Origin of the sequence: Pseudoalteromonas sp. Of11M-6 (genome assembly GCF_022347905.1) — a bacterium.
GTDB lineage: Bacteria > Pseudomonadota > Gammaproteobacteria > Enterobacterales > Alteromonadaceae > Pseudoalteromonas.
Genome location: NZ_JAKRFW010000028.1, coordinates 39,966 through 64,737 on the forward strand (window position 1 = coordinate 39,966; position 24,772 = coordinate 64,737).

General features: G+C 41.1%; 8 protein-coding genes. All 8 read left to right on the forward strand.

Annotated features, from left to right (window positions below):
- Positions 1-15: 15 nt before the first annotated feature.
- A complete protein-coding gene (locus MHN32_RS14330) occupies positions 16-1,746 on the forward strand; it encodes a cyclic peptide export ABC transporter (protein WP_010604331.1) in 1,731 nt (576 codons plus the stop codon).
- Positions 1,736-4,873: an amino acid adenylation domain-containing protein gene (locus tag MHN32_RS14335; RefSeq protein WP_239422169.1), complete on the forward strand. Its 3,138-nt coding sequence runs from the start codon at positions 1,736-1,738 to the stop codon at positions 4,871-4,873. Before MHN32_RS14330 ends, MHN32_RS14335 begins: the two co-directional genes overlap by 11 nt.
- Positions 4,863-10,268, forward strand: coding sequence for a type I polyketide synthase (locus MHN32_RS14340; protein ID WP_239422171.1), 5,406 nt, complete (start codon positions 4,863-4,865; stop codon positions 10,266-10,268). Before MHN32_RS14335 ends, MHN32_RS14340 begins: the two co-directional genes overlap by 11 nt.
- Positions 10,269-10,274: 6 nt before the next feature.
- The gene (locus MHN32_RS14345; RefSeq protein WP_174171041.1) at positions 10,275-13,568 is read left to right on the forward strand and encodes a type I polyketide synthase; all 3,294 of its coding nucleotides are present in this window, start codon (positions 10,275-10,277) and stop codon (positions 13,566-13,568) included.
- Positions 13,565-16,975 (forward strand): amino acid adenylation domain-containing protein, encoded by a 3,411-nt coding sequence (locus MHN32_RS14350; RefSeq protein ID WP_239422172.1) that lies wholly within the window; start codon positions 13,565-13,567, stop codon positions 16,973-16,975. The genes MHN32_RS14345 and MHN32_RS14350 overlap by 4 nt, the downstream gene beginning before the upstream one ends.
- Positions 16,972-17,742 (forward strand): phytanoyl-CoA dioxygenase family protein, encoded by a 771-nt coding sequence (locus MHN32_RS14355; RefSeq protein ID WP_239422173.1) that lies wholly within the window; start codon positions 16,972-16,974, stop codon positions 17,740-17,742. Before MHN32_RS14350 ends, MHN32_RS14355 begins: the two co-directional genes overlap by 4 nt.
- Before the next feature lie 11 nt (positions 17,743-17,753).
- The gene (locus tag MHN32_RS14360) at positions 17,754-24,377 is read left to right on the forward strand and encodes a non-ribosomal peptide synthetase (protein ID WP_239422174.1); all 6,624 of its coding nucleotides are present in this window, start codon (positions 17,754-17,756) and stop codon (positions 24,375-24,377) included.
- A 104-nt stretch (positions 24,378-24,481) separates the two neighbouring features.
- Positions 24,482-24,772 (forward strand): hypothetical protein (locus MHN32_RS14365; RefSeq protein ID WP_239422175.1); only part of this gene is annotated, 291 nt, incomplete at its 3' end.

Genomic DNA, 24,772 nt, shown 5'->3' on the forward strand with positions numbered 1-24,772 from the left:
TAAAAAGGAATTGTAATGAGGTTACTCTCCGAATTAGGAAAGACGGCGCCTAACTCTGTCTTTATTTCACTGTTGAGCGGCGCGATCGCAGGCCTTATCTACGCGTCGCTAGTTCCAGTTATTCTAATCGCAATTGAAGAGTTTAGCTATGTATTAGACGGCACCGCAGATTTTGTTGAGGTGCTGGGCGTGCAAATAGCACATCCAAATTTAGCGCTGTTATTTTTAGGTATTTGCGCTGCGATTTTTATTTTGCAATCAGTGTCAATGATTGCATTACAAAAGTCAGCATTAATGCTTGCGAGTAATATCCGAAAAAGGTTGTTTGAAAAGATTCTAGGGGCTCCAATCGAGAACCTTGAGTCAGTTGGAACTTCTAAATTACTCGTTGTATTAAGTACAGATATCAGTCGAATTATGATGGGGGCGCAAGCAGTTCCTGGTCTGTTAGTCAGTTCAGTTATTTTGTTAGGTGTATTTTTATATATCTACTTTTTAAGTATGGGGGCATTTCTATTTTTATTGGTTTGTTTAGTTGTTTCAGTTATTACCTATCAAATTCCTATCATCTATTCCATGAGGTTTTTTAATAAATCAAGACAAGAAACAGATGAACTTCAAAAATCATTTCGCTCTTTACTAATGGGAGCGAAAGAGTTGAAAGTTAATAATGTTAAGCGAGAGTCATTTATTAAAAATGAGTTGCTTAAAGCTGAAAATGAAATGCGTGAAACACTTACTAAAACGTATAACTATACAATCTTTGCTGAAAACTATGGGATGCTATTAACCTATCTAATTATCGCCGTTTTGGTTTTCTCTTTTGTTAATTACTACTCGATTGGTCATGGTGAATTACTGGGTATAGTTATGGTTCTGCTATATATATCCGGCCCAATTCGATGGATATTGCAATCAATAGCTCCAATTTATAGAGCTAATGCGTCATATAATAAAGTAGATCTGATTCTTGCATCTTTGTCTAAGGAGGTAGAGAGTGAATTAACCCCGGTTAGTAACTGGGAAAAAGTAACTTTCGATAATACTTGCTTTTCTTATAAAAAATCTAATTTTGAAGTTGGCCCAATTTCTTTTAGTTGTAGACGCGGAGAAATAACTTTTATTGTTGGAGGGAATGGATCGGGTAAATCAACCTTCTGTAAGGTCGCTACACTTCATTATAGGGCAACATCAGGAAATATTATCTTTGATGATGTGAAAGTTGATGAAAGCAATATTGATAGTTATCGCCAGTCAATAAGTGTTATCTATAGTGATTATCACTTATTTGAAAAGCTGCATGGAATTGATTTAGAAAATAGTGATGTTATAGATGAAATTAATTATTGGTTAGTGAAGCTTAACCTCGATGAGAAGGTGTTTTTAGAAGGAGATGGATTCTCTACTTTAGAACTTTCAGATGGTCAAAAAAGAAGGTTAGCATTAATAGCTAGTATTGTAGAAGATAAAGATTTTTATTTATTTGATGAATGGGCTGCAGATCAAGATCCTCAATTCAGAGAGATTTTTTACAAAGAAATCCTACCTATTTTAAAGTCAAGAAATAAGTTGATTATAGTTATAACTCATGATGATAGATATTATAACTTATCAGATCAGCTCGTTCATTTAGATAAAGGAGAGGTTCAGCTAAGTGCTTCAAGGTTAAATTATGGCGAGGCTAAGGCTGAAAAATCAAATTTTAAAAACTCAGAAAATAATAAGGATAACGCATATGAGGTTTGATTTTTCTCTAGCGCAGAAGGATGTTTACTTCGATCAGCTACATTGTATTGGTAATGCTAAATATAATATTGGTGGATATGTTGATATAAGCTCGGCAAATGTCACATCTTTATTAGAAGCAAGTGATCAGGTTATAGCAAGTAACCCTATGTTTAGTTTGACTATTGAGCATGAGCATGATGGTCCCAAGGCAAGATTTGATAACGCTTTACATATTAAGTCTACGGTGGTTGATTATAGAGACGCTATTGAACCGATTAAGTCAGCGCAGGAGCTTGTGAAAGAAATATTTTCTCAGCCCTTTGATCTTAAGGGAAGATGCCTCTACAAAACTTATATCATTCAACTGACAGATCAAAGGATCTGGTTTGTAGGTGTAGCGCATCATTTGCTGATTGATGGCTGGGGGTTTGCGCTATGGGCTGAGGCACTTTCAAAAGCTTATGAATCAAAAGAATATCAGGTTAATGAGCACGCGCAGCAAAACTATTTTGAACAAGACTCAGTATACTTGGAGTCAGAACGGTATCAGAAAGATAAGGAATTTTGGAAGTCTTACTTGCATTGTTCTAAAAGGAATATACTTGTTCCAAATAGGAAGTTGGAATCGAAAAGCTCAAGTGAGAGAGTTGTTTTTTCAGTAGCGCGAGATAAGTATGAAAGCTTATTTTCAAACAAAGGGTTTCTAGCTAAGTCCCCTGGTACTGTATTTTTGTCTCTTGTTTTTATAATGTTCTCTAGACTATATAGAGAGCGTAATTTTAATGTAGGGTTACCAGCTCACAATCGAAAATCAGCGAAACAAAAGAATGATATAGCTCTATATACAAGTGTTAGCCCTATATCACTAGCTTATACATCAGACACCTCATTTGATCAGTTTCTTAGCTATGTAGCTTCTGAGCAAAAAAAAATATATCGACATCAGAAATACCCAATTGGTCATATTGTTTCTGGTATGGGCCCTGAAGCAAGAAGTGGTCTCTATGATGTGTGTGTGAACTTCTTAAAATTAAATAATAGTTGTCGCTTTGCTAAAGCGCATGCATCTTACCATTATATCGAAAACCCTTTCCAAACTACTCCTTTTAACTTAACCATTTGGGACAATGGAGAAGTGCAGCCTGTTGAGCTACAGGTGGATTATCACATGGGGTACTTTTCAAAAGAGGAAATTGCACAGCTTTTAGAAATACTTTTTTCTCTTCTAGAACAAGTTTCAAATAATCCAGAGGTAAAACTCTCTGAATTAATGCTTACATCTGAGAAAAATAAATCGTTATCTCTGTCCGACACTGGACTTGATGAGGAAATACAACCATTTATTACCTTATTTTTGGAGCAAGTGCGGAAATCTCCGAATACCGTAGCTGTGTCGTGTCAAAACAGAGAACTTACTTATGAAGCCTTAGATCTTTCTTCAACGCGGCTTGCATTGAGATTCAAGGAAATCGGGGTCAAAGCCGGTGATCTCGTAGGGCTAATGCTTCATCGCTCAGAAAGAATGGTGGAAGCGATTGTAGCGCTGAGTAAAATTGGAGCTGGTTTTGTGCCGATGGATCCGAGCTATCCAGTTAGCCGCCTAAAGCATATGGCACATGACAGTAATATTTCATTGCTTGTCATCGATAGTGATTTCTCTGAGTTAGCATTTGAGCTAACAGATAAGATTTATATTGTAGAGTCACTTTGTGAAAATACCGCTGTTGAAATCGGCTCGACTACCGTAGCCAAAAACGATAGCACTGCTTATGTTATATATACCTCGGGCTCTACAGGTACGCCAAAAGGCGTTGAAATTTCGAATCTATCTTTAGCTAACTTTTTGCTCTCAATGAGGAAAAAACCAGGAATCAGCCATGGAGATAGATTATTAGCCGTCACTCCATTTAGTTTTGATATATCTATTTTAGAACTATTACTTCCGTTAATAAGTGGAGCGACGGTCAAAGTATTTCCTTCACGTATAACCCATGATCTGCAAGGTTTGGTTGATGAAATTAACAAACCTGATACCAGCATCGTACAGATGACTCCTAGCGCATGGAAGTTGGTATTAGCTTCTGGCTGGCAAGGTAAACCTAGCTTAAAGGCGCTTGTGGGAGGAGAAGCTCTGCCACAGCATTTAGCAACTGAGCTAACAAGCAAGGTTGATGCGCTTTGGAATATGTATGGGCCAACTGAAACAACAATTTGGTCAAGCTGTATCCGAGTGGAAGAGAGTTGGAGTGTAAATTCAATAGGCCATCCAATCGCTAATACACAGATGGCAATTCTAGATAGCCAGCATAGCTTCATGCCTGTGGGTTGGACGGGGGAGTTATACATCAGTGGTAAGGGGTTGGCAAAAGGCTACTTTAATCAACTTGAGCTAACTGCTAGTCGCTTCATTAGTTGTAATGGAGAGCGTTGGTATAATACGGGAGATTTAGCGAAAATACAGCCAGATGGTAGTGTTGAATTTGTAGGACGAATAGATACTCAAGTTAAATTCCAAGGGTACAGAATAGAACTAGGTGAAATAGAGTCAATACTGAAAAAGTTACCGAATATCTCTGACGCAGTTGTTCTAATCAAGACATCTGACTCTGGTCATCAGTGTTTATGTGCTTACTATATCTCTGAAAATGATGAGTTATCCTCTGAACATTTGAGAGCCGCCGCTTCTGAATACCTTCCATTACATATGCTTCCAAGCCATTGGCAAGCACTTAAAGCGTTTCCTTTAACACCAAGTGGCAAACTAGATAGTAAGTCGCTTTCACTACCTTCGAGTTTTGCACAAGTAAGCACAACTGAAAATGAAGATCGTTTGATACAGGAGCTGGCAGCCGTTATTTGCCATCACCTTCAGATACCTCACCTTGATGCAGAGACAAACTTTTTTGATGCAGGAGCAAGATCCCAAGAAATGGTTGAGCTTGTGCCAAAGTTGAATGAAGCATTGAGTTTGTCACTAACTGTTGTCGATATGTTTAGTTATCCCTCACTTAACGCGCTGGCTCAAGTCATTGATGCCTCTGCGACCCGCAACTCCGAGGCAAAAAGCCGAACAGAGCAACTTCAATCAGGCAAATCAAGGCTTCAAAGAAGATTGAATACAAGGAAACAAGTCAATGAGTACTAATCAAAATTATCATGGTGCTGAAATCGCAGTCATAGGTATGTCTTCGCGATTCCCCAAAGTGAACTCGACACAAGAGTTTTGGCAATTGTTGCGAGAAGGCCGGTGTGGATTGTCAACATTCTCTTCTGAAGAGTTAGAGCGTGCAGGTGTGGATAGTGAGCTGATATCGCAAGACTCTTATGTTCCAGTTAAGGGGGTTGTGGAAAATGCGATGGCCTTCGACGCAGAGTTTTTTGGATATAGTGAGCGTGAAGCTATTTTAATGGATCCTCAATTGAGGCTCTATCATGAGACTGCTTGGCAAGCTCTTGAAGATGCTGGTTGTGGGAGAGAGACGTTAAATGAGAGGTTGCTGGGCGTTTTTGGTGGAGCTTCAGCAAACCCATTATGGACAGCTCAATTTAGCCAAGCCGCTTCTGAAGGTGGTGCACAAGCTTACGAGATAATTAATCTCGTTAGTCGAGACTTTTTTAATACTCGTTTGGCATACAAGTTCAATCTAAATGGCCCTGCTGTGACTGTACAGTCAGCTTGTTCAACAGGCTTAGTTGCAATTCACCAAGCTTGTCAAAGTCTGTTAAGTGGGGATAGTGATATTGCGTTAGCTGGAGCTGTTTCATTATCTACCAACCCAGCTTTAGTTGAACCAGATATACAAGGATATGTTTATCAAGAGGGAATGATCCTCGCTCCTGATGGTCAATGTAGGCCATTCGATGAAAGTGCTCAGGGGACGGTCTTGAGTGATGGAGTCGGGTTTGTCGTTTTAAAGCGACTACATGATGCAATTACCGATGGTGATCAAATTCATGCTGTTATTAAAGGTTCAGCAATTAATAACGATGGTAATAATAAAGTAGGATATACCGCACCAAGTGTTGCAGGCCAGCGAGATGTGTTAAGTACAGCACTACAGATTGCTGGTGTTGAGCCACAAGGCATCGGTTACATTGAAACTCATGGAACAGGAACAAAGCTGGGAGACCCTATAGAGGTGCAGGCTTTGAACCAAGTATATGGCGTTAATAGATCAACGCCTTGTTTAATTGGCTCAGTAAAAAGCAACTTTGGCCATTTAGATACCGCAGCAGGTATCGCTGGGTTTATTAAGGCGGTACTCGCTATAAAGCATGGTGGGATTCCAGCAAGCTTGCATTACAAGGATGCAAATCAGAAGTGCCAGTTTTCTGAATCTGGGCTAATGGTATCGGATCACTTCCAGCAATGGCCATCAGCAGGGGTAAAACGTGCCGGCGTCAGCTCGTTTGGGATTGGTGGAACAAACGCGCATATTATTTTAGAAGAGTATCGAAAACCCGCAATGGAATCAGTGCAACAAAGTGCTGCCTTTATTCCTGTTACTGGTCATTCTAAAGAGAGTCTACAACGTAACTTAGCCGCAATGCAGAGCTGGTTGCGGTCAAATACTAACGATTCACTATCTGCTGCTTATACTATGTTATTTAAGCGTTCAAAGCAGAGTATTAAGTCTGCACTTGTTCATGATGCCGACAATCAATACATAGCGACAGCGTTTAATAAGGAGCTGCACCCTGAATCACTGGTATTCATGTTTAGTGGTCAAGGCTCTCAATACTCTAAGATGGCACAATGGCTATATAAGAATGATACAAAATTTAGAGAAGTAGCAGAGTTATGCTCTACACACATAGATGAGCTCACAGGTGTTAATGTATGCGAATTACTTTGGGGAAATACTGAGCAGATAGCAAGTGACGAACAGTTACGAGCAACAAAACTTGCGCAACTTACACTGTTCACCGTTGAGTTTGCAATTGCTCAAAGTCTAATTGATAAAGGGTATCGGCCTAGTGCGTTAATTGGGCATAGTCTTGGTGAGTATGTTGCTGCGACAGTCGCTGGGGTATTCAGCCTTCAAGACGCGATAAAGGTTATTAGCGCTAGAGCCCAAATTATGTCTCGTGCTACGCCGGGGAAAATGATTGCAGTGAATGGCAGTTGGACTCAGTTTGACACCTCAAAGTGGTCGAATGTATCAATTGCGGCTATTAATTCTGAAAAGAACTATGTTGTTGCTGGAGCAGTCCAGGATATTGAGATATTTATTTCAGATGCACGAAGCAATGGATTAGAAACTACAGAGCTCAGTACATCAAGTGCATTTCACTCGTCATTAATGGATCCACTGTTAAGTGACTTTGAAGCTGAGTTCAAAGGGATTCAACTGAATACTCCCAATATGCCGATTATCTCAAATGTGACAGGTGATTGGGCAGGTGAGCAGGAACTATGTGATGTCTCTTATTGGGTTAAGCACTTGCGTCATACGGTTCAATTTCACAAAGGTATCAGCACGCTGTTGTCAGGACCAAGTCGAGCTTTTGTTGAAGTTGGTCCAGGTAATACGCTAGCCAACATTGTGTCACGCCATGGGCAATTAGAAAGTCAGAGTTTAGTCCTGCATACCACCCGCGCAAAAAGAAACGAAAAGAATGAACATACAGCATTCAATAAGTGTTTAGGGCAGCTTTATACGCTTGATATTGAACCTGATTGGAGCAGGGTACTTCAAGGTTTTAACAAGATCGCCGACCTTCCTCCTTATCAATTTGATAGCAAAGTTTATAAAACTCAGTTTTCAGGTTTTAGAGAAACGGCAGAAGAGGATGTTGAAGGATTTTATAAGCAACAGTGGAGTAAACAAGCGCTATCACTCCTATCACAGGATAGTGACAATAAAGGTAATATACTCGTTCTCGATGATAACAGTCATTTTTCCCAAAATATTATCAAGCAGTTAGAGTTGGAAACAGCAAGCACAATAACGACTGTTAGGGTTGGAGAAGTATTTAAGCGAGAGGATGAAAACCGCTACATTATGAGAGCGGAAATATTTGAAGATTATGAAAAGCTAGTTGCGGAATTAACGCGGTTAGTGACATTACCGACAAAAATTATCTCATTTTGGCCAAGTTTAAGCACTATTGACAACTATCATAGCATCCTCACATATCTCCATTTAGCAAGAGCATTCTCAAATGTCTCTTACCAAGATGAGATGAGTTGGTTTGCGATAACAACAGAAGCTTGTAACGTTACAGGTATAGAGTTGCTTAAACCCGAACAAGGGCTGGTGTACGGCACACTGAAAGTAATTTCTCAAGAGCATCAGAACATTTCAGCGCATCAAATTGACTTTGATAGTTCAAGTTTTAGTCAGTCTCAGTTACTTCCAATAATACGTTCTAAAAAATTGTCCACTGTAAGTGCGGTGCGAGGCAGAAATCTTTGGCAACCAGAGTTTCTAAAAATTGGCAAGGAGCTAGAAAAGAGCAGTTCACCTGTAGTTATTCGTGATAATGCGACTTATGTAATTACAGGTGGATTCGGAGGTGCAGGACAAGAACTTGCTCGTTATTTAGCGTCAACATATAAAGCAAACTTAGTGTTAGTGAGTCGAACAGACCGTTCATCTTCTCCTCTTATTGCTGAATTGAACTCCTATGGTGCCAATGTAACTTGCCTTGAGGCGGATGTAAGTACACCGCGATCAGCTCAAATAATCTGGGACAAAGCCGTCACTGAGTTTGGCCAAGTTAGCGGTGTATTTCACCTAGCGGGACTGCCAGGTGAAACGATGGTGATGAACCAAACAAATGAAATTGTGCATAAGGTACTAGCTGCAAAGCTGGGAACTGCCAACGCTTGGGTTGATATTTGCGAGCGTGAAGAGATGGAGTTCGTCGTACTATTTTCTTCGGTTACGGGGATTTTAGGTGGCATGGGTCAAAGTGACTATAGCTCAGCCAATGCTGGTTTGGATTGTATAGCAGAAGCAGCTCACAGTAGAGGTATAGATAGAGTTTTCAGTATTCGCTGGGATGCTTGGAAAGAAGCTGGAATGGCTGTAGAGGCATTAAATGGCAGAAGACGGATTACAGCGCATCAAACTCATCCACTGTTGGGCGATCAAATTATCAATGAGTCAGGCCAGACAGTCTACTGTAAGCAATTTCATACAGAGAGGGATTGGCCGCTTGCTGAGCATTGGGTTATGGGTTTACCAACGATTCCTGGTGCAACCTATTTGGAGATGGCTGCAGCTGCATTTCAGCATTCAACCCCTTCAAAGCACATCACTTTAAAAGACGTATACTTTTTATCTGGTGCAGCCCTATCTGCAGGAGATTGGTCTGATTTATATACCAACCTAACAGTCGATGGCAATGGTACTCAATTCGAAATTACGAGTTATCAGCCGAGTAATGAGTTGTACCAAATTCATGCGAAAGGGCAGGTAAGTGGAGTTTCGAGCGCGCAGCCAGAAAGCATGTCGATTAATGAGCTAATTAATTCAATTCAAGGAAGAGTATTCGACAATGTTTCTGGTGCTGCAGACCTTGGGGCTCAAGCTCTTGGTGTGAGCCGAAATGCAGAGCAGCACGATCAGTTGATGAAGTATGGTGAGAGATGGAACTGTTTTGAAAAGGTGTGGATCGGCGAGCGCTCAGGCCTAGCTAAAATGCACTTACCTGCACAGTTCGATACTGATATTAATGACTACAGTTTACATCCTGCCTTACTGGATTGCGCAACCTCTTATCTGAGAGCTTTTATTGATGGTGGCGTCTATATACCAATTAGCTATGCAAAGCTTACCCAATATTCGAAGCTAGAAGGTCAGTTTTATAGTTTTGTCGAGTTGCAGAGTCAGGACAGCAAATCGGGAGTCATGAGCTTTGATATTTGTTTACTCAGCTTAACAGGAGAGCAGCTAGTAACTATTTCAAATTTCACGATGAAGAAAATTGAAACAGACTTAGCTAGCTCTTCAAGTAAGGTAAGCAATATACCTCTTAGTGAATTTGTATATAAACATAAAGCGATGCCTGCAGGCATTGATAATAGTACTGCAATGAGTGTTATCGAACAGACATTAGCTCACCGTCAGCCAGTAACTTTGTATGCAGCATCGGATTTTATAAAGCGCTATGAAAACTCCGCAGATGGTGACACTGGTTTATTCGACCTGAATGACGCGTTACCACAACAAACACGACCTAGACCTGATTTGGAAGTGGATTTTGTTGCAGCAAAAACTCCCACTCAAAAATCATTAGTGTCAATTTGGGAGCAAATGCTTGGATTAGAAAAAGTAGGGATTCAAGACGACTTCTTTGAGCTTGGTGGGGACTCTCTCGTTTTGATGCAGATCCATAAAAAAGTACAACAAACATTTGATGAAAAAATAGCGGTTGTTGAACTGTATAACTATCCGACAATTCAAAAACTCGCCGAATATATAGACTCTTCATCTAACGAAGATGACGATACTTTATCTCAGGTTTCTTCTCGAGTTGAGAAGAAAAAAGCAGCAGCCCTTCGCCGCAGAAAAAAACAACAAAAGGACTAACAGAAAATGAAATCAACAGAAGAATTAAAAGAATATTATCAGGATGACATTGCCGTTATTTCAATGGCTGGTCGCTTCCCCGGTGCAAACAGTGTCGAAGAGTTTTGGCATAACCTTGAAAATGGTGTCGAGTCAGTCAGGTTTTTTAGTCAAGAAGAGCTATTGAACTTAGGGGTTGATCCTGCACTTTTAGAAAACCCGAACTTTGTTGGTGCTGAGGGGGTACTTGAAGGCGTTGAGAATTTTGATGCTGAATTCTTTGGTTTCTCGCCTAGAGAAGCTGAATTGTTAGACCCACAGCATCGGATCTTCCTTGAGGTAATTTGGGAGCTGTTAGAAAGAGCGGGTTATGGTGCTGAAGAAGGCGACAACATCATTGGTGTTTATAGTGGAGCCGGTGCTAGTTCCTATCTGTCGAGAAACTTATTATCACACCAAGACTATGTAAGGGACGTTGGGACCTTTAAAGTCTCTCTCTCAACGGGACAAGACTTTGTCTCGACAAGAGCAAGCTACAAGCTTGGCTTATCTGGACCTAGTATCAATATTAATACTTTATGTTCGTCTTCAGCTGTTGCTGTTCACTATGCGAGGGAAGCGTTGCTTGCATATCAATGTGACATTGCGGTAGCTGGAGGAGTTACAATATCAAACTCAAGAGAAGATGCTTTATTTTACCAAGAGGGCGGCATAGGGTCCTTTGATGGTCACTGTAGAGCCTTCGATGCGAGGGCTGCCGGTACAGTTGCTGGGAATGGTATTGCGCTTGTTGCTTTGAAACGCATGGAAGATGCACTAGAAGATGGCGATCAGATCCTTGGCGTACTAAAGAGCAGTGCAATTAATAACGATGGCGGGGACAAAGCAAGTTATACCGCGCCAAGCCCTGAAGGGCAATCGAGGTGTATTACAGAAGCTCTTGAAAGCGCAGAGATAGATCCTGCGACGATTAGCTATATAGAAGCACATGGAACAGGTACTAACTTGGGGGATCCGATAGAAGTATCTGGTTTGACTAGAGCATTTCAACGCTATACGGATAAAAAGCAATTCTGTGGCATTGGTTCTGTGAAAACAAATATTGGGCACCTCGTATCAGCGGGGGGAGTTGCCAGTATGATAAAGACGTTGAAGGGGATGGAGCATCACAAGATACCTGCAAGTCTAAACTTTGAACAACCTAATCCAAAAATTGATTTTGCTAATAGCCCATTTTTCGTTGTTGATAAAACGATCCCGTGGGAACCAAGTGCAGGTGACAAGTTAAGAGCTGGTATTAGTTCATTTGGCATTGGTGGAACGAATGCACATTTAATCGTAGAAGAAGCGCCTGAGTTACCTAAGTCTGATTCAGCTAGTGGACTTCATCTAATCGTGTTGTCTGCAAAAACAGCATCCTCATTAGTAAAAACGAAAGAAAACCTGCTTGAGCACTTGAAGTGCTGCCCAGAGCTAAATATTGCTGACGTTGCTTACACGTTACAAGTCGGTAGGAGAAATTTTAAACACAAGTTTGTCACTGTTGTCAGTTCAATAGATGAATTAAAGAATAAGCTGACAGGAGACGACAAGCGATTCACGATCCAAAGTGCCCAGAACAAAACAGAGCGAGATATTTGTTTTATGTTCCCCGGTCAAGGTAGTCAGTATGTCGGTATGGCGAAAGCTTTATATGAAAATGAAGCTGAGTTCAAAAAGCATTTAGATCAGTGCTTTGAATTAATACACACGCATTGCTCTTTGTCCTTAAAAGAACTTTTGTTTTGTGAGAATTCAACTGCTGCCAGTACACAACTTAAACAAACTCAGAATGCTCAATTAAGTTTATTTAGTGTTAGTTATGCACTAGCTAAACTGCTAATAAGTTGGGATGTAAAACCACAAAGCATGATTGGTCACAGTATCGGTGAGTATGTTGCAGCGTGTTTGTCCGGTGTATTTACTCTGGAGAATGCAATAAGACTCGTTGCAAAGCGTGGTGAGCTCATGGCGGGTATGCCACATGGCAAAATGTTGTCGATTCCAATCGCTGCAAGTGAAGTGTCTAACTGGGTAAGAGAGGGAGTTTGGCATTGCGTTCAAAATAGCGAACATTCACAGGTTTTGGGAGGGCAGCCTGAAGCAGTTGACGCTTTATTAGCTGAACTAAATGCAGCAGGAATTGAAGCTTCTCTGCTACATACATCTCATGCGTTTCACAGCGGGATGATGGCTGCTGCACTTCAGCCATTCATAGAGTTTGCAAGCACAATACCGATGAATAAACCAACTATCCCGTTTATCTCAAATGTATCGGGTGATTGGGCTGAGGAAGAAGTTTGCAGCCCAGAATATTGGGCTAAACACCTGCGTCAAACTGTGAAATTTAACGATGGATTAGAGACATTATGGTCTGAGGATACTAGCCGTGTGTACGTTGAAGTTGGCCCAGGGACTACCTTACGATCATTTATAAAGACGTTGAGCAATAACCAAGCTCATGTTGCAAGTACATTACCTAAACCTGCAGAGCAAGAGTTGACTCTGGAAAGTATCGCATTTACGCGTGCTGAAATATGGGCAGCGGGGATCACACTACCTTTTGAAGAGTATTATTCTACGCAAAAGCGCCACAGAGTTCGTCTTCCTACCTATGCATTTGAGCCAAAGAGATATTGGATTGAACCTGCAGCAACAGGTAAGCAGTTATTTAAACCTGATTTAATTTTAACGAAAGATTCTGATATGCCCAGCACCACAAAACCGCTTGTAGAGGGGGCATTACGTTGGGAGTTAAAAGCGGTTGAACAACATACGACGTTGTCAGACGCACAATTGGCAGCTATCAAGGCGATGCAACAAGGTGTTACAGAGCAGCTTGCGACTATTCTTGGTAGTAGTATGGATGTCAAAGGTGAAGGCTTAGAGTTAAAGTTTGCAAATATAGAGTCTCAAATTGATGGTAGTAGTGATGACCTTGCATTGGCTTCCAATCATAGCCGTCCAAGTTTTGCGCCTGATTATGTTGAACCAAGAACGGAGCTTGAATCACTACTAGCGCAGCAATGGCAAGAAGTTTTGGGGTATAGCCCAGTTGGAATAGAAGATAATTTCTTTGAAATGGGTGGGCATAGCTTAATGGCGGCTGCCTTAGTAACCAAAATGCGCAAGCAGTTTGAATTTGAGATACCACTTCAGGAGTTATTGCAATTACCAACTATTTCTGCACTTTCCGAATTAATTGAAACTCGGATGTGGTTACTTGAGCAAGAAAATAGTGAGGCCGATACGACTGAACCTGTTGAGGTGCTTGAACTATGAATGTTGAGGCACTTTTACAAGAGCTTCGGGCTCATCACGTTAAATTAAATATCAAAGGTGACAAGCTGGTTTGTGAATTACCAAAAACGGGAATTCCTGATAGCCTGAAGACGACACTGATAAGTAATAAAGAAGCGTTGAAGTCGTTTTTAAATAAGCTTTATAAAGATAATAAGAAACGCCACACGATTCAAAAGGTCGATAAAGCTTGTGAAATACCACTGTCATTTTCACAGCAAAGCTTGTACTTAGCGCAAAAGTTTGCGTCAGGCAACGAGTATTACAACAGTCACTTCTTATTCGATATTAGTGGTGAGATTGATTTTTCCTGCTTTGAACTTGCTGTGCGCAAGTTGATAGAGCGGCATGAAATATTGCGGACTTGTTATGGCGAAAATTTAGGAATGCCGTTTCAGTTTGTGATGCCAATGGAAAGTATCGACATGACAAAAATCTGCGAGCTTGTTTCCGTGGTTCATAAAAACGATGAAGAAATAGAAGCGCAGATTAGAACAAGTATAAATATCTATTTTGATTTGGAACGTGATGCTCCTATCAGAGTTAAATTATTTAGAACGAAAGAAAGATATTTAGTGTTGTTTGTTATACACCACATCGCAACAGATGGATTTTCCGGTGGTGTTTGTAGTAAAGAGCTATGTCAATTGTATCTTCATGCGGTTGAGAAATCAGATGAGAGTTTGGCTCCATTAGATATTCAGTATGCAGATTATGCATTTTGGCAGCGTTCCCCTGAATGGATGGAAATGCAAAATGAAGGGATTGAATATTGGCTTGAAAGGCTAGAGGGTGCGCCAAAAGTAAATCAACTTCCATATGATTTTCCACGCCCACGTCAGTTGGATTATAGCGGTAGGACACAGCAGTTTAAGCTTGATTCCCTGAGGCTGGCTAAACTGAAAAAACTTGCTGCACGAGAAGAGACAACCTTGTTCATGCTGTTACATGGCCTGCTTGGTGTGCTAATCGCTAAAGTGAGTGGTCAATACGACAACACTATAGGTGCACCCATTGCAAATAGGCTGAATCCTCAGCTGGAGTCATTAATAGGCTTTTTTGTTAATACCTTACCAACAAGAGTACAAATTGATGCTAAACAAAGCTTAATTGATATTCTTCGACAGAATAAAACTAATCTATTGAATGACTTTTCGCATCAAGAAGTGCCAATCGATGTGCTTATTTCTGAGAGGGCGGGAGAGCGCTTGGTAGGCGGTTCAAATCTATTTCAGGTGCTATTTGTGATGCAAAACACGCCTGAGATGATGCTTGAGTTCGCTGACACAAAAATGGAGCTGAAAAACTTTGATGCCCATACTGTGCGATTTGATATAGAGCTTCACATCACGGAGCTTAATGATGAGCTCAATATTAGTTGGATGTATGCAACAGCACTTTTTAAAGAAGAAACGATTAAGAGTTTGCATGACAGCTTCATACTGCTCATTGATACCTTTTTAAATAATCCCGAAATAAATTGTTCAGATTTCTCGATAGTTAATAAGAAGCAACAAATACAGCTAGAGAAATTACAGACGAAAGAAGCGATTCCTCTTGCTGGTGCCTCTGTGCAAGAAGCATTTGAGAGCACGGCTAGAGATTACCCAGAGAGTATCGCGTTAGTTGATAAAGAAGAGACAATTAGCTATGGCAGTTTAAACGCGCAAGCGAATAAATTAGCCCATTACTTAATTGAGACTGAGAATGTTAAACCTGGTGATTTAGTGGCATTTTTAGTTCCGAGGGGCATAGATCAAATCATAACGTTGATGGCCATATTGAAAGCGGGTGCAGGCTATATTCCAATCGACGAAGCATTACCTTTAGAGCGTATTGATCAGATATTACAAAATTACCCAAATAGCTTGTTGATATATGGAGACTGCTCTCAGGCGTGCATCAGTGAGCACAATAATAAAAGGCAACTGTCATCGCTAATTTTGAGTAATTACCTAGTTACTAATCCGGTGCTCGAAGTGGGGCTACTAGAGTCGCCCTGCTATGTTTTACACACCTCAGGCTCTACAGGTAAGCCAAAAGCGGTACAGATGTCACATAAAGCGCTGTTGAATTTGATTGTGACCATTGGGGTTGCTCAACCTCTTTTAACGAAACAGCCTACTTGGTTGCAATACGCATCAATCGGTTTTGATATGAGCTTTACTGATATTTTTATGGCACTTAGTAACCATGGTAAGTTGGTACTAACTCGTCGAGAGTGTATGAGTGACCTAGACTATCTTAGTAAAACGATTGTGGATCATGATGTCAGCGTTTTAAATTTGCCACACTCAATGCTGCACATTTTATTGAGTTATTGGGTAGAAAGTCACGTCAATCCAGCGCAACTGAATTGTGTGATATCTACGGCTGAGCAACTAAAAATAACTCCAGCGATCAGAAAGTTCTTTTCACGCAATAATCGAATACAACTTGTTAATCATTATGGTCCTACAGAGACACACGTTGTGACTGCATTAAATCTCTCAAAAGTACCAGAGACTTGGGCTGATATACCTAATATTGGGTCGCCAATAGCGAATGTGAGCTGCTTGGTACTTGACGAGTTTGGCTATCAAGTACCTGTAGGCGCTATGGGGGAGTTGTATATCACAGGTGCATGCTTGGCCGATCAGTATCTCGGAGAGCCTGAGCTGACGAAGGAAAAGTTTACTGAGCTACCTCATTATCCTCATTTGGGTGAGCGATTTTATCGTACGGGAGATTTGGTTCGTTGGACGTCAAATGGCAACTTAGAGTATTTAGGTAGAAGCGACCAACAGGTGAAACTGAGAGGCTTCCGAGTTGAACTAAGTGAAGTGGAGACTACCTTAGCATTGCATCCAGACGTAGATATGGCATCCGTAAAATGTGATGAATTCAACGGAGATAGCAAGCTAATTGCTTACTTTACTGTAAAGGGAAGAACACCTTCACAAACTGAGCTAAATGAATTTTTGCTTTCCAAGCTACCTTACTACATGTGTCCAAGCTTATTTATCGAAGTCACTTCATTTACATTTAATATCAACGGAAAAGTAGACAAAAATGCGTTGCCTAAGGCTGATTTCTCGGTACTAGAAAGTCACTATAGTGAACCTGAAACTCCGACAGAGTACCGCCTTCAAGGTGCGTGGCAATCATTGCTCAATGTTGAGAAAGTAGGCCGTAATGATAACTTCTTTAACTTAGGTGGGCACTCGTTACTTGCATCACAACTCTCTGCTGGGATCCAGCAAGAAACCGGCATAAAACTATCAGTAAAAACGATTATGGAAGCCCCTATTTTGAGGGAGCAAGCGCGCTTATTCGATGAGCTAAATTATTTGCAGAATGTTGAGAGCCTAAAGGCTGGACAAACAATCAAGGAGGAGGGGGTGCTATGAAAGAACTTAAACTATCACTAGAAAATTATCTACATGAAGGCGTGGTTAAGTTAGAGGGCGTGTTTTCTCAAAACGATATTGAGACCTTAGAAATGCACCTTCGAGATCATATTGGTGTTGAAAAACGGGGGATTGTCTATGAGCAAGATGGAGTTACGGTACGCGGCATTCATGGTATTCACTTGTACCATGAGTTTTTCTCCACATTAGTAAAACAGGAAAAATTACTTGGTATCGTTCGGAAAACCCTAGGTGACAACTGCTATGTGCATCAATCCAAAGTAAATGTTAAGAAAAAAGGGGTTGGGGAATTCTGGCCATGGCATCAAGATTTTGTGTTTTGGCATAATAATGACCATATAGAGAAAGAAGAACTAGTCAATATCGCCATATTTCTCGATGATGTGGACTTTATTTCTGGTCCTTTGTGGTTTATTCCAAACTCGCATACGCAAGGGAACCTCTGCCAAAATATAACGCTTGAAGCTCAGCCTGATAAATCATGGTCGAATGATGTGGCTTCAGCGCTTACTTTCCAAGTGCCAATTGAAGAAGTTGACAAGCAAATTCAGATGAATGGTGTTGCTCCCGCAATAGGTAAAAAAGGCGATGTCATCGTTTTCCATCCACAAACTATTCATGGTAGCCCTAATAACTTAGGGCCAACGGATAGACGATTGCTTATTCTGACCTACAACAAAGTGAGTAACGTAAGCAAGTCTCTTTCAAGCCGGCCTGAGTTTTTGTGCTCACCAGTCACTTATTAAGGAGTATGATAATGGTGAAGGAATTAATTAATGATGCTGCGTCGGCAGGGGTTTTTCTCTCATTAGATGAAGCAGGACAGTTGAAATATGAACTATCTGTAGATGAGTTTCCAGAACAGCTAAAGCAAAAAATTATTCAAAATAAAAATGAAATCATTGCCTTTTTTGAAGGATTATCAAGTTTAAATTCAAGTCCCGGTTACAGTACTCAAGATGCTATCGAGAAAGCATCTGAGGCATCGGTATCTTTCGCCCAACAGCGCTTTTGGTTGATTGATAATATTGAAGGCGGAAGCGCCCACTATAACATGCCAGGTGCTTTTCAGTTAGAGGGTGAAATAGATTTACACGCTATTGAACGGGCGTTTGTAGAAGTTATACAGCGACATGAAGTACTACGCACAACATACCATGAACTAGATGGTCAAGTTACTTTGCAGGTCCACGATATTGAAAGTTTCCCTATCAAGCAAACCTCTATCGAGCATTTAAGTGCGGAGCTGGTAAATAAAAAGCTCACTGAACTGCTCAGCCTAGAGGCATCTAGAAGTTTTGATTTAGAAAATGATCTTATGATCCGTTGTCATCTCATCAAGCTCTCCAATAACAAATATGTTGTTGGGGTGAACATGCATCATATTGCCTCTGATGGTTGGTCGTTAGGGATCTTAATAAACGAATTTGTAGAGTGCTATAGTGCAGTGCTCGAACATCGTGATGTAAGCTTACCTGAATTGCCTATCCAATATTCAGACTTTGCGGTGTGGCAGAAGGCACAGTTGCGCGGAACGTTACTAGATCAACTCGGTAGCTACTGGAAAACGCAGCTTGCAGACATACCTATGGCGCATAGCTTGCCACTTGATAAACCGAGACCACAAAGACCGGATAACCAAGGTACGACATTTAGTATTCAACTTCCCGCATCACAAAGTAAGGCTTTGAAAACATTCTGTGTTGAGCAAAATGCATCACTTTTTGCCGGAGTTCATGCGCTTTTCGCTGCATTGATGTCTCGCTACAGTAATGAAAATGATGTTGTTATAGGAACCCCTGTCGCGGGAAGGGATAATGCTGAGCTTGCAAGACTAATTGGGTTGTTTGTCAATACTCTTGTTTTACGAACTATCAACCCTGCCAAATTAAGTTTAGTTAAGGCGCTAGAAGTAAGCCGGAACACCATATTTGAAGCCTTTGAGCACCAAGCTATTCCCTTTGAGAACTTAGTTGAAATTCTAAATATCGAAAGAAGCCCTGCATATCATCCTATATTTCAGGTTATGTTGGCGATGCAAAATAATGATCAGGAGGCACTCAAGCTGCCTAATTTGGCATTGAGTAACGTGGAACAGCCAATAACCACGACGAAGTTTGATTTAACAGTGCATGTGAGAGAAGTTGGTGAGCAGATAGAGTTCACATGGGAGTATGCAACAGCGTTATTCAATGATGATACGATTAAAGTGATGGCAGGGCATTTTAACCAGCTAATCACTCAAGCGGTAGCTAACCCCAACGCCTCACTAGATACAATGCCTTTGCTGACAGCATCTGAGTACGAGACAGTTGTAAATAAATGGAATGCGACTTCTGTTGCTTATCTTGAAGACCTGTGTATGCATGAATTGTTTATACAGCAAGCACTAAAAACTCCAGCTGCCATAGCACTCGTAGACTCTCAAGGGGAGATGACCTATTTTGATTTGCTAAGACATGCTTTGCTCGTTGCGAGCAAGCTATCTGGGCAGATTACTGTCGAGGAGCTGGTTGCTGTAAGAGCTGAAAAAGGTAGAGCGCAGGTCATTGCCACATTAGCTATTTTGATTGCAGGAGGGGCATATTTGCCTCTTGAAACCAGCTGGCCGGTTGAAAGGTGTCGCGATATTTTAGTGCAGGCACAGGTAAAAGTCTGTTTAGTTGATAGTCAACAGCAGTTATTATCATCAGAAGAGTATCAATATATCGACTTGAGCCGCATCGACAACACAGGTATTTCTACCAAAGAGGTTATTGCATACTTTGAAAATTATCGAGCTCCGCAACAGATAAATCAGTTGGCCTATGTCATTTTCACATCAGGTTCAACAGGTGTACCTAAAGGGGTAGCGATTGAACATCAAGCTGTAGTTAACACTTTACTTGATATCAACAGTAAATATGAGGTTACGCATAAGGATAAAGTTTTATGTGTATCTGCATTGAGCTTCGACCTGTCTGTATATGATATTTTTGGTATGTTAGCGGTCGGTGGAGTGCTAGTCTTTCCAGCTCCTGAATTGGCGAAAGACCCTCATCACTGGCTTGACATGCTGGAAAAGCATGAAATAACAGTTTGGAATACAGTACCCTTATCTATGGGACTAATCACTGAGTTACTCGAAGCTGATAACCGACAAGATATTGCGCCTTTACGTATCGTGTTGATGAGTGGAGATTGGATCCCAACCTCATTACCTAAGCGTATATGGCGTCGCTTTAGGAATGCAAAACTCTTTAGTCTTGGAGGAGCAACGGAGGGGTCGATTTGGTCGATTCATTACCCCATTACTGAGGATTTGAGCGATCGTCGAAGTGTGCCATACGGTAAGCCTTTAGGTAATCAAGCATTCTATATACTTAATTCGCAGCTCCAACACTGTCCTACCGGTGTGACGGGCGAGTTGTTTATCGGCGGAAAAGGTGTTGCTCGTGAATACTACAATGCGAGTGAAATCACCGAAAAGCATTTCTTATACCATCCTGAATTACAACAAAAAATCTATCGAACAGGTGATTTAGGACGTTATTTACCAGACGGTAACATTGAGTTTGTAGGTCGCTTAGATAATCAACTAAAGGTTAGGGGATTCCGAGTTGAGATAGGTGATATTGAAAGTCAGTTGCTTGCTCATCCAAAAGTTGAAGGTGCGCATGTCGTAGCTGTACCAGACAAGTCAAAAAACATTCAGTTAGTTGCATACGTTGTAATGACAGAAGAATGGAAGCCATCACGTATTCGCGAGTATCTGTTCGGTACCTTACCTGATTATATGGTGCCAAGTGCAATTATGTTGTTGCCAAGCTTCCCGTTGACCGCAAATGGGAAGCTTGACCGCAAAGCTTTACCTGAACCTGACTTTAGCCAAGCACTCGCTGAGTATGAAGCTCCCAAAAATAAAATTGAAGCCCTATTGTGTGAGCTTTTTGCAGAATGTTTGGGATTGGAAAAAGTAGGAAGGAAAGATAACTTCTTTTCTCTTGGTGGGCATTCTGTTTTAGGTATGGAGCTGATCTCAAAAGCTAAGCGTAAAGGCATCATTATAGAAGCTCGCCACTTGTTTTCCGTAAATACGTTAGCAGAGTTAGCGGATGTAGTGAGCGTAAATGAAGGTGAAAAGCGGCTGTATCAAGCGCCTAAGAACAAGGAGTTGCAAGATGGAGAAAGTCTTAAACCCGAACATTTGACACTTGTAAACCTTTCTAACAGTGAGCTCGAAAGTATTGCGAAGCTAGTTCCTAAAGGAATTGATAATATTCAGGACATCTATCCACTGAGCCCTGTTCAAGAAGGGTTTCTATTCCACTATATGCTTGGCGCTGACGTGGATCCTTATATTCTAAATTCTGTCATCGAATTACCACAAACAACTTCTTTATCAACGTTGCAGCAGGCCTTTGAGGTCATTCTATTAAGGCATGATGTACTAAGAACGCAAGTTCAGTGGCAAGGCGTTGCTGAACCTGTGCAAGTTGTATGTAAAGAAGTTGAATTCGTTGTGGATGAATGGGAGTTCAGTTGCGATGACGATGATACCGACGTTTTAGAAGTGATAGCACCGTCGTTACGCTCAAAGATGACAATTAGCCAAGCACCTTTAGTAAATATAACCTTGGCAAGAAATTCAACGACTACAAAGTCTTATTTAGTTATTCAGTGCCATCACCTTATCGTAGATCACGCTGGTTTAGAGATGATTGGTCAAGAGCTTGCTGCAATTTTAAATGGGCAAGAATTAAAAGCGCCTGCGCATCAGTTTAGAGAGCAAATAGCGTTTATTAAGGAACACTGTGACTTAGAAGCGGCAAAGGCATTTTATAAAGATTACTTAAATGATGTAACGCAAGGTTGTTATCCATTTAACTTGTCGAGTGTCCATGGTGATGGTAGCGATGTTGTTCAGTTGAATCATGATTTATCTGAAAAATTGAGTGCAGAAATCAGAGCATTATCTCGAGCATATCGTGTATCTCCCGCTATTCTATTCCACATGGCTTTATCTCTAACAATCTCTATTGCAAGTGCTAGTAGTCGAGTGATATTCGGGACGGTGATGTCGGGTAGGCTTGATGGTGTAAGTGGGGTTGATAAAGTGATGGGGACGATGATAAACACTGTCCCAGTACACTTAGAACTTAAGAACCTGAGTGCCGAAATGCTGTTGCGAAAAACGGAAGCATGCTTAAATGAACTCGTTTTATTTGAGCATGTACCTTTGGCTATAGCGCAGCAACAGAGTGGGTTAACTTCGGATACTCCTTTGTTTAGTTCGCTATTTAATTATAGACGGTCAAAATCTGAGAGTGCGGTGCAAAGTACTTTAGGTCTGCGTAGCTTATCCCTGAAGGAAACAACGAACTACCCTTTGGTTGTCTCAGTTGATGATTTCAATGATAAGAAGTCGTTCACCGTTGAAGTTAAAGCGATGGGAGAGTACGCCTCAAGAGTGCAAAATATTTTTGCATCTGCGATGGCAAGTATTTGCTCGGCGCTAGTATCTGGTCATGCTGGAGAAGTTACGAAGCTAGCTTGCTTACCTAGTAGTGAGCTTCCCAAAATAACATCTAAAACGGGGTGGCCTAAGAGCTGTAAAGAAATACCCTTAGCGCACAACCTGTTTGAAGCGACTGCCGTTCAGACGCCTGATGTGGATGCAGTGGTTACAACGCAAAATACACTGTCTTTCGCTGAGCTTAATAAATCGGCGAATCAGTTAGCAAATTACTTACGCCAAACTCATGGTGTTAAAGAAAACAAATTTGTCGGTATTGTCGTCAATCGTTCACAGAGCTATGTCGTTGCAGTTCTAGCTGTCTTGAAATGTGGTGCAGCCTTTGTACCCATTGATCCAAGTTACCCAACAGAGCGAGTGAGCTACATATGTGACCAAGCTAATGTGACAGTTGTTCTAGGTGATCATGACGAGCTGTCAAAAAAGGTCAGCGCACCTTTTGCTAACTTGGATTTATGCATCGAGGAGGCTACAAGCTATACCTCAGAACCACAACCAACGACTATTGATGCCAAAAGTGCAGCTTATGTGATTTTCACTTCGGGCTCTACTGGTCGGCCTAAGGGAGTCGTTGTAAGTCACCAAAATTTGGTAAACCATAGTACAGCACTAAAGGCAGACATTCTGGAAGCAACTGGAGCAAGTCGCTGGGGCTGGACACTATCAGGTGCATTTGATGGGGCGATGAAGGGTATATCTGCTTTATTAAACGGTATTTCACTTTGTATGGTGTCCGAACAAGCTAGGTATAACCCTAGCATATTGTGTTCAGAGCTACAGTTACTAAAGGCTGATATTGTAGATAGTACTCCTGTGATGATAAATGAAATCTTCAGGCTAGCTGAAATACCTCAAGTAAATTGGCTTATCGGAGGGGATGCAATTGATCCTGTGATGTGGAATAAAGTAGCCAAGTATCAGCAATCTATAGCAAGAAAAGCCTTTAATATGTATGGTCCAACTGAATGTAGCATCAACACTTGTTGGGGAGAAATAACAACAAACTCAAGCCCTCATATTGGCTCACCCATACTCAATGTAAATCTATCGATATTAGACAATGAAATGAGAGCTGTACCTGCAGGGGTTGTAGGCGAGCTTTACATTAGCGGATTTGGGGTGGCTAAAGGTTATATTAACTCGGTAGATGACGAAGCATTTCTAAGCCAAAGTGTATGTGCTGAAGCAGGCCTGGAATGGCCAGTATATCGCAGTGGCGACCTTGTGAAAGCGAGCGTTGATGGGGTATTGCAGTTTGTCGGAAGGAAAGACTCACAGGTTAAAATAAGAGGCTACCGAATCGATTTAAATGAAGTGGAAGCTGCCATTTTAGCGTGTAACATCGAATTAGCTGCGGTTACGACACACGAAGATACGCTCGGAGGGACTCAGTTACTTGCTTTTTATGAATCATCCGATATATCCGAGCAAGAGCTAAAAGAGCGCTTACGCGAGATGATCCCTTCTTATATGCTTCCAAGCGTTATTCAAAAACTTGAGCAAATGCCAATCAATAGCAATGGAAAGATAGATCGGAAAGCCTTGCCCAAGGTGGGAGAAGTCAATTCAACAGTAGTTTATGTTGCCCCCGACACAGAAATTGAAAGCAGTCTCTGTAAGCAGTGGGAAACTCTTTTGGGAGTAGAAAAAATTAGTGTTGAAGCGAGCTTCTTCGACTCTGGTGGCCACTCAATCTTAGCAACAAGATTTGCTAGTTTCGTTGAGCAAGAGTTTAAAGTGCAGTTACCGCTCTCTATGCTTTTTGAAAGTGCCACGGTGCGGACAATTGCTTCCTATATTGAGTCTATTCAATTGAGTAGAGGGGAAGTTTCTCTCAAAGAAGACGAAGAAGAGTTCTTTTTATAAGAACGTGTATTGAATCGTACAACAAGAACAATAAAAACCCTCCAAATCTGCTTACATGTGGATTTGGAGGGGCAAGGAATGAGTAGATTACCTCTAAGATAATTATGAAAGCTGAAAATATAATAATTAATGCAGTCAAGAGCGGTGTTCACCTCTATTTAAAAGATGGTCGGTTAGCGTATAAACTAAACAAAGGGAGTTTTCCCGACGATATAAAAGCAATGGTAGTTGCTAACAAAGACCTTGTTATCGAGCACTTAGAACTACAGTTAACCCAGAGCAACTTAGATAGAACAGTTCAAGCCTATCCAAGAGAAAGCCAGACGTTACCAACGTCATTTTCGCAGCAGCGTTTATGGTTTATAGATCATCTCAAAGGAGGCTCACCAGAGTAC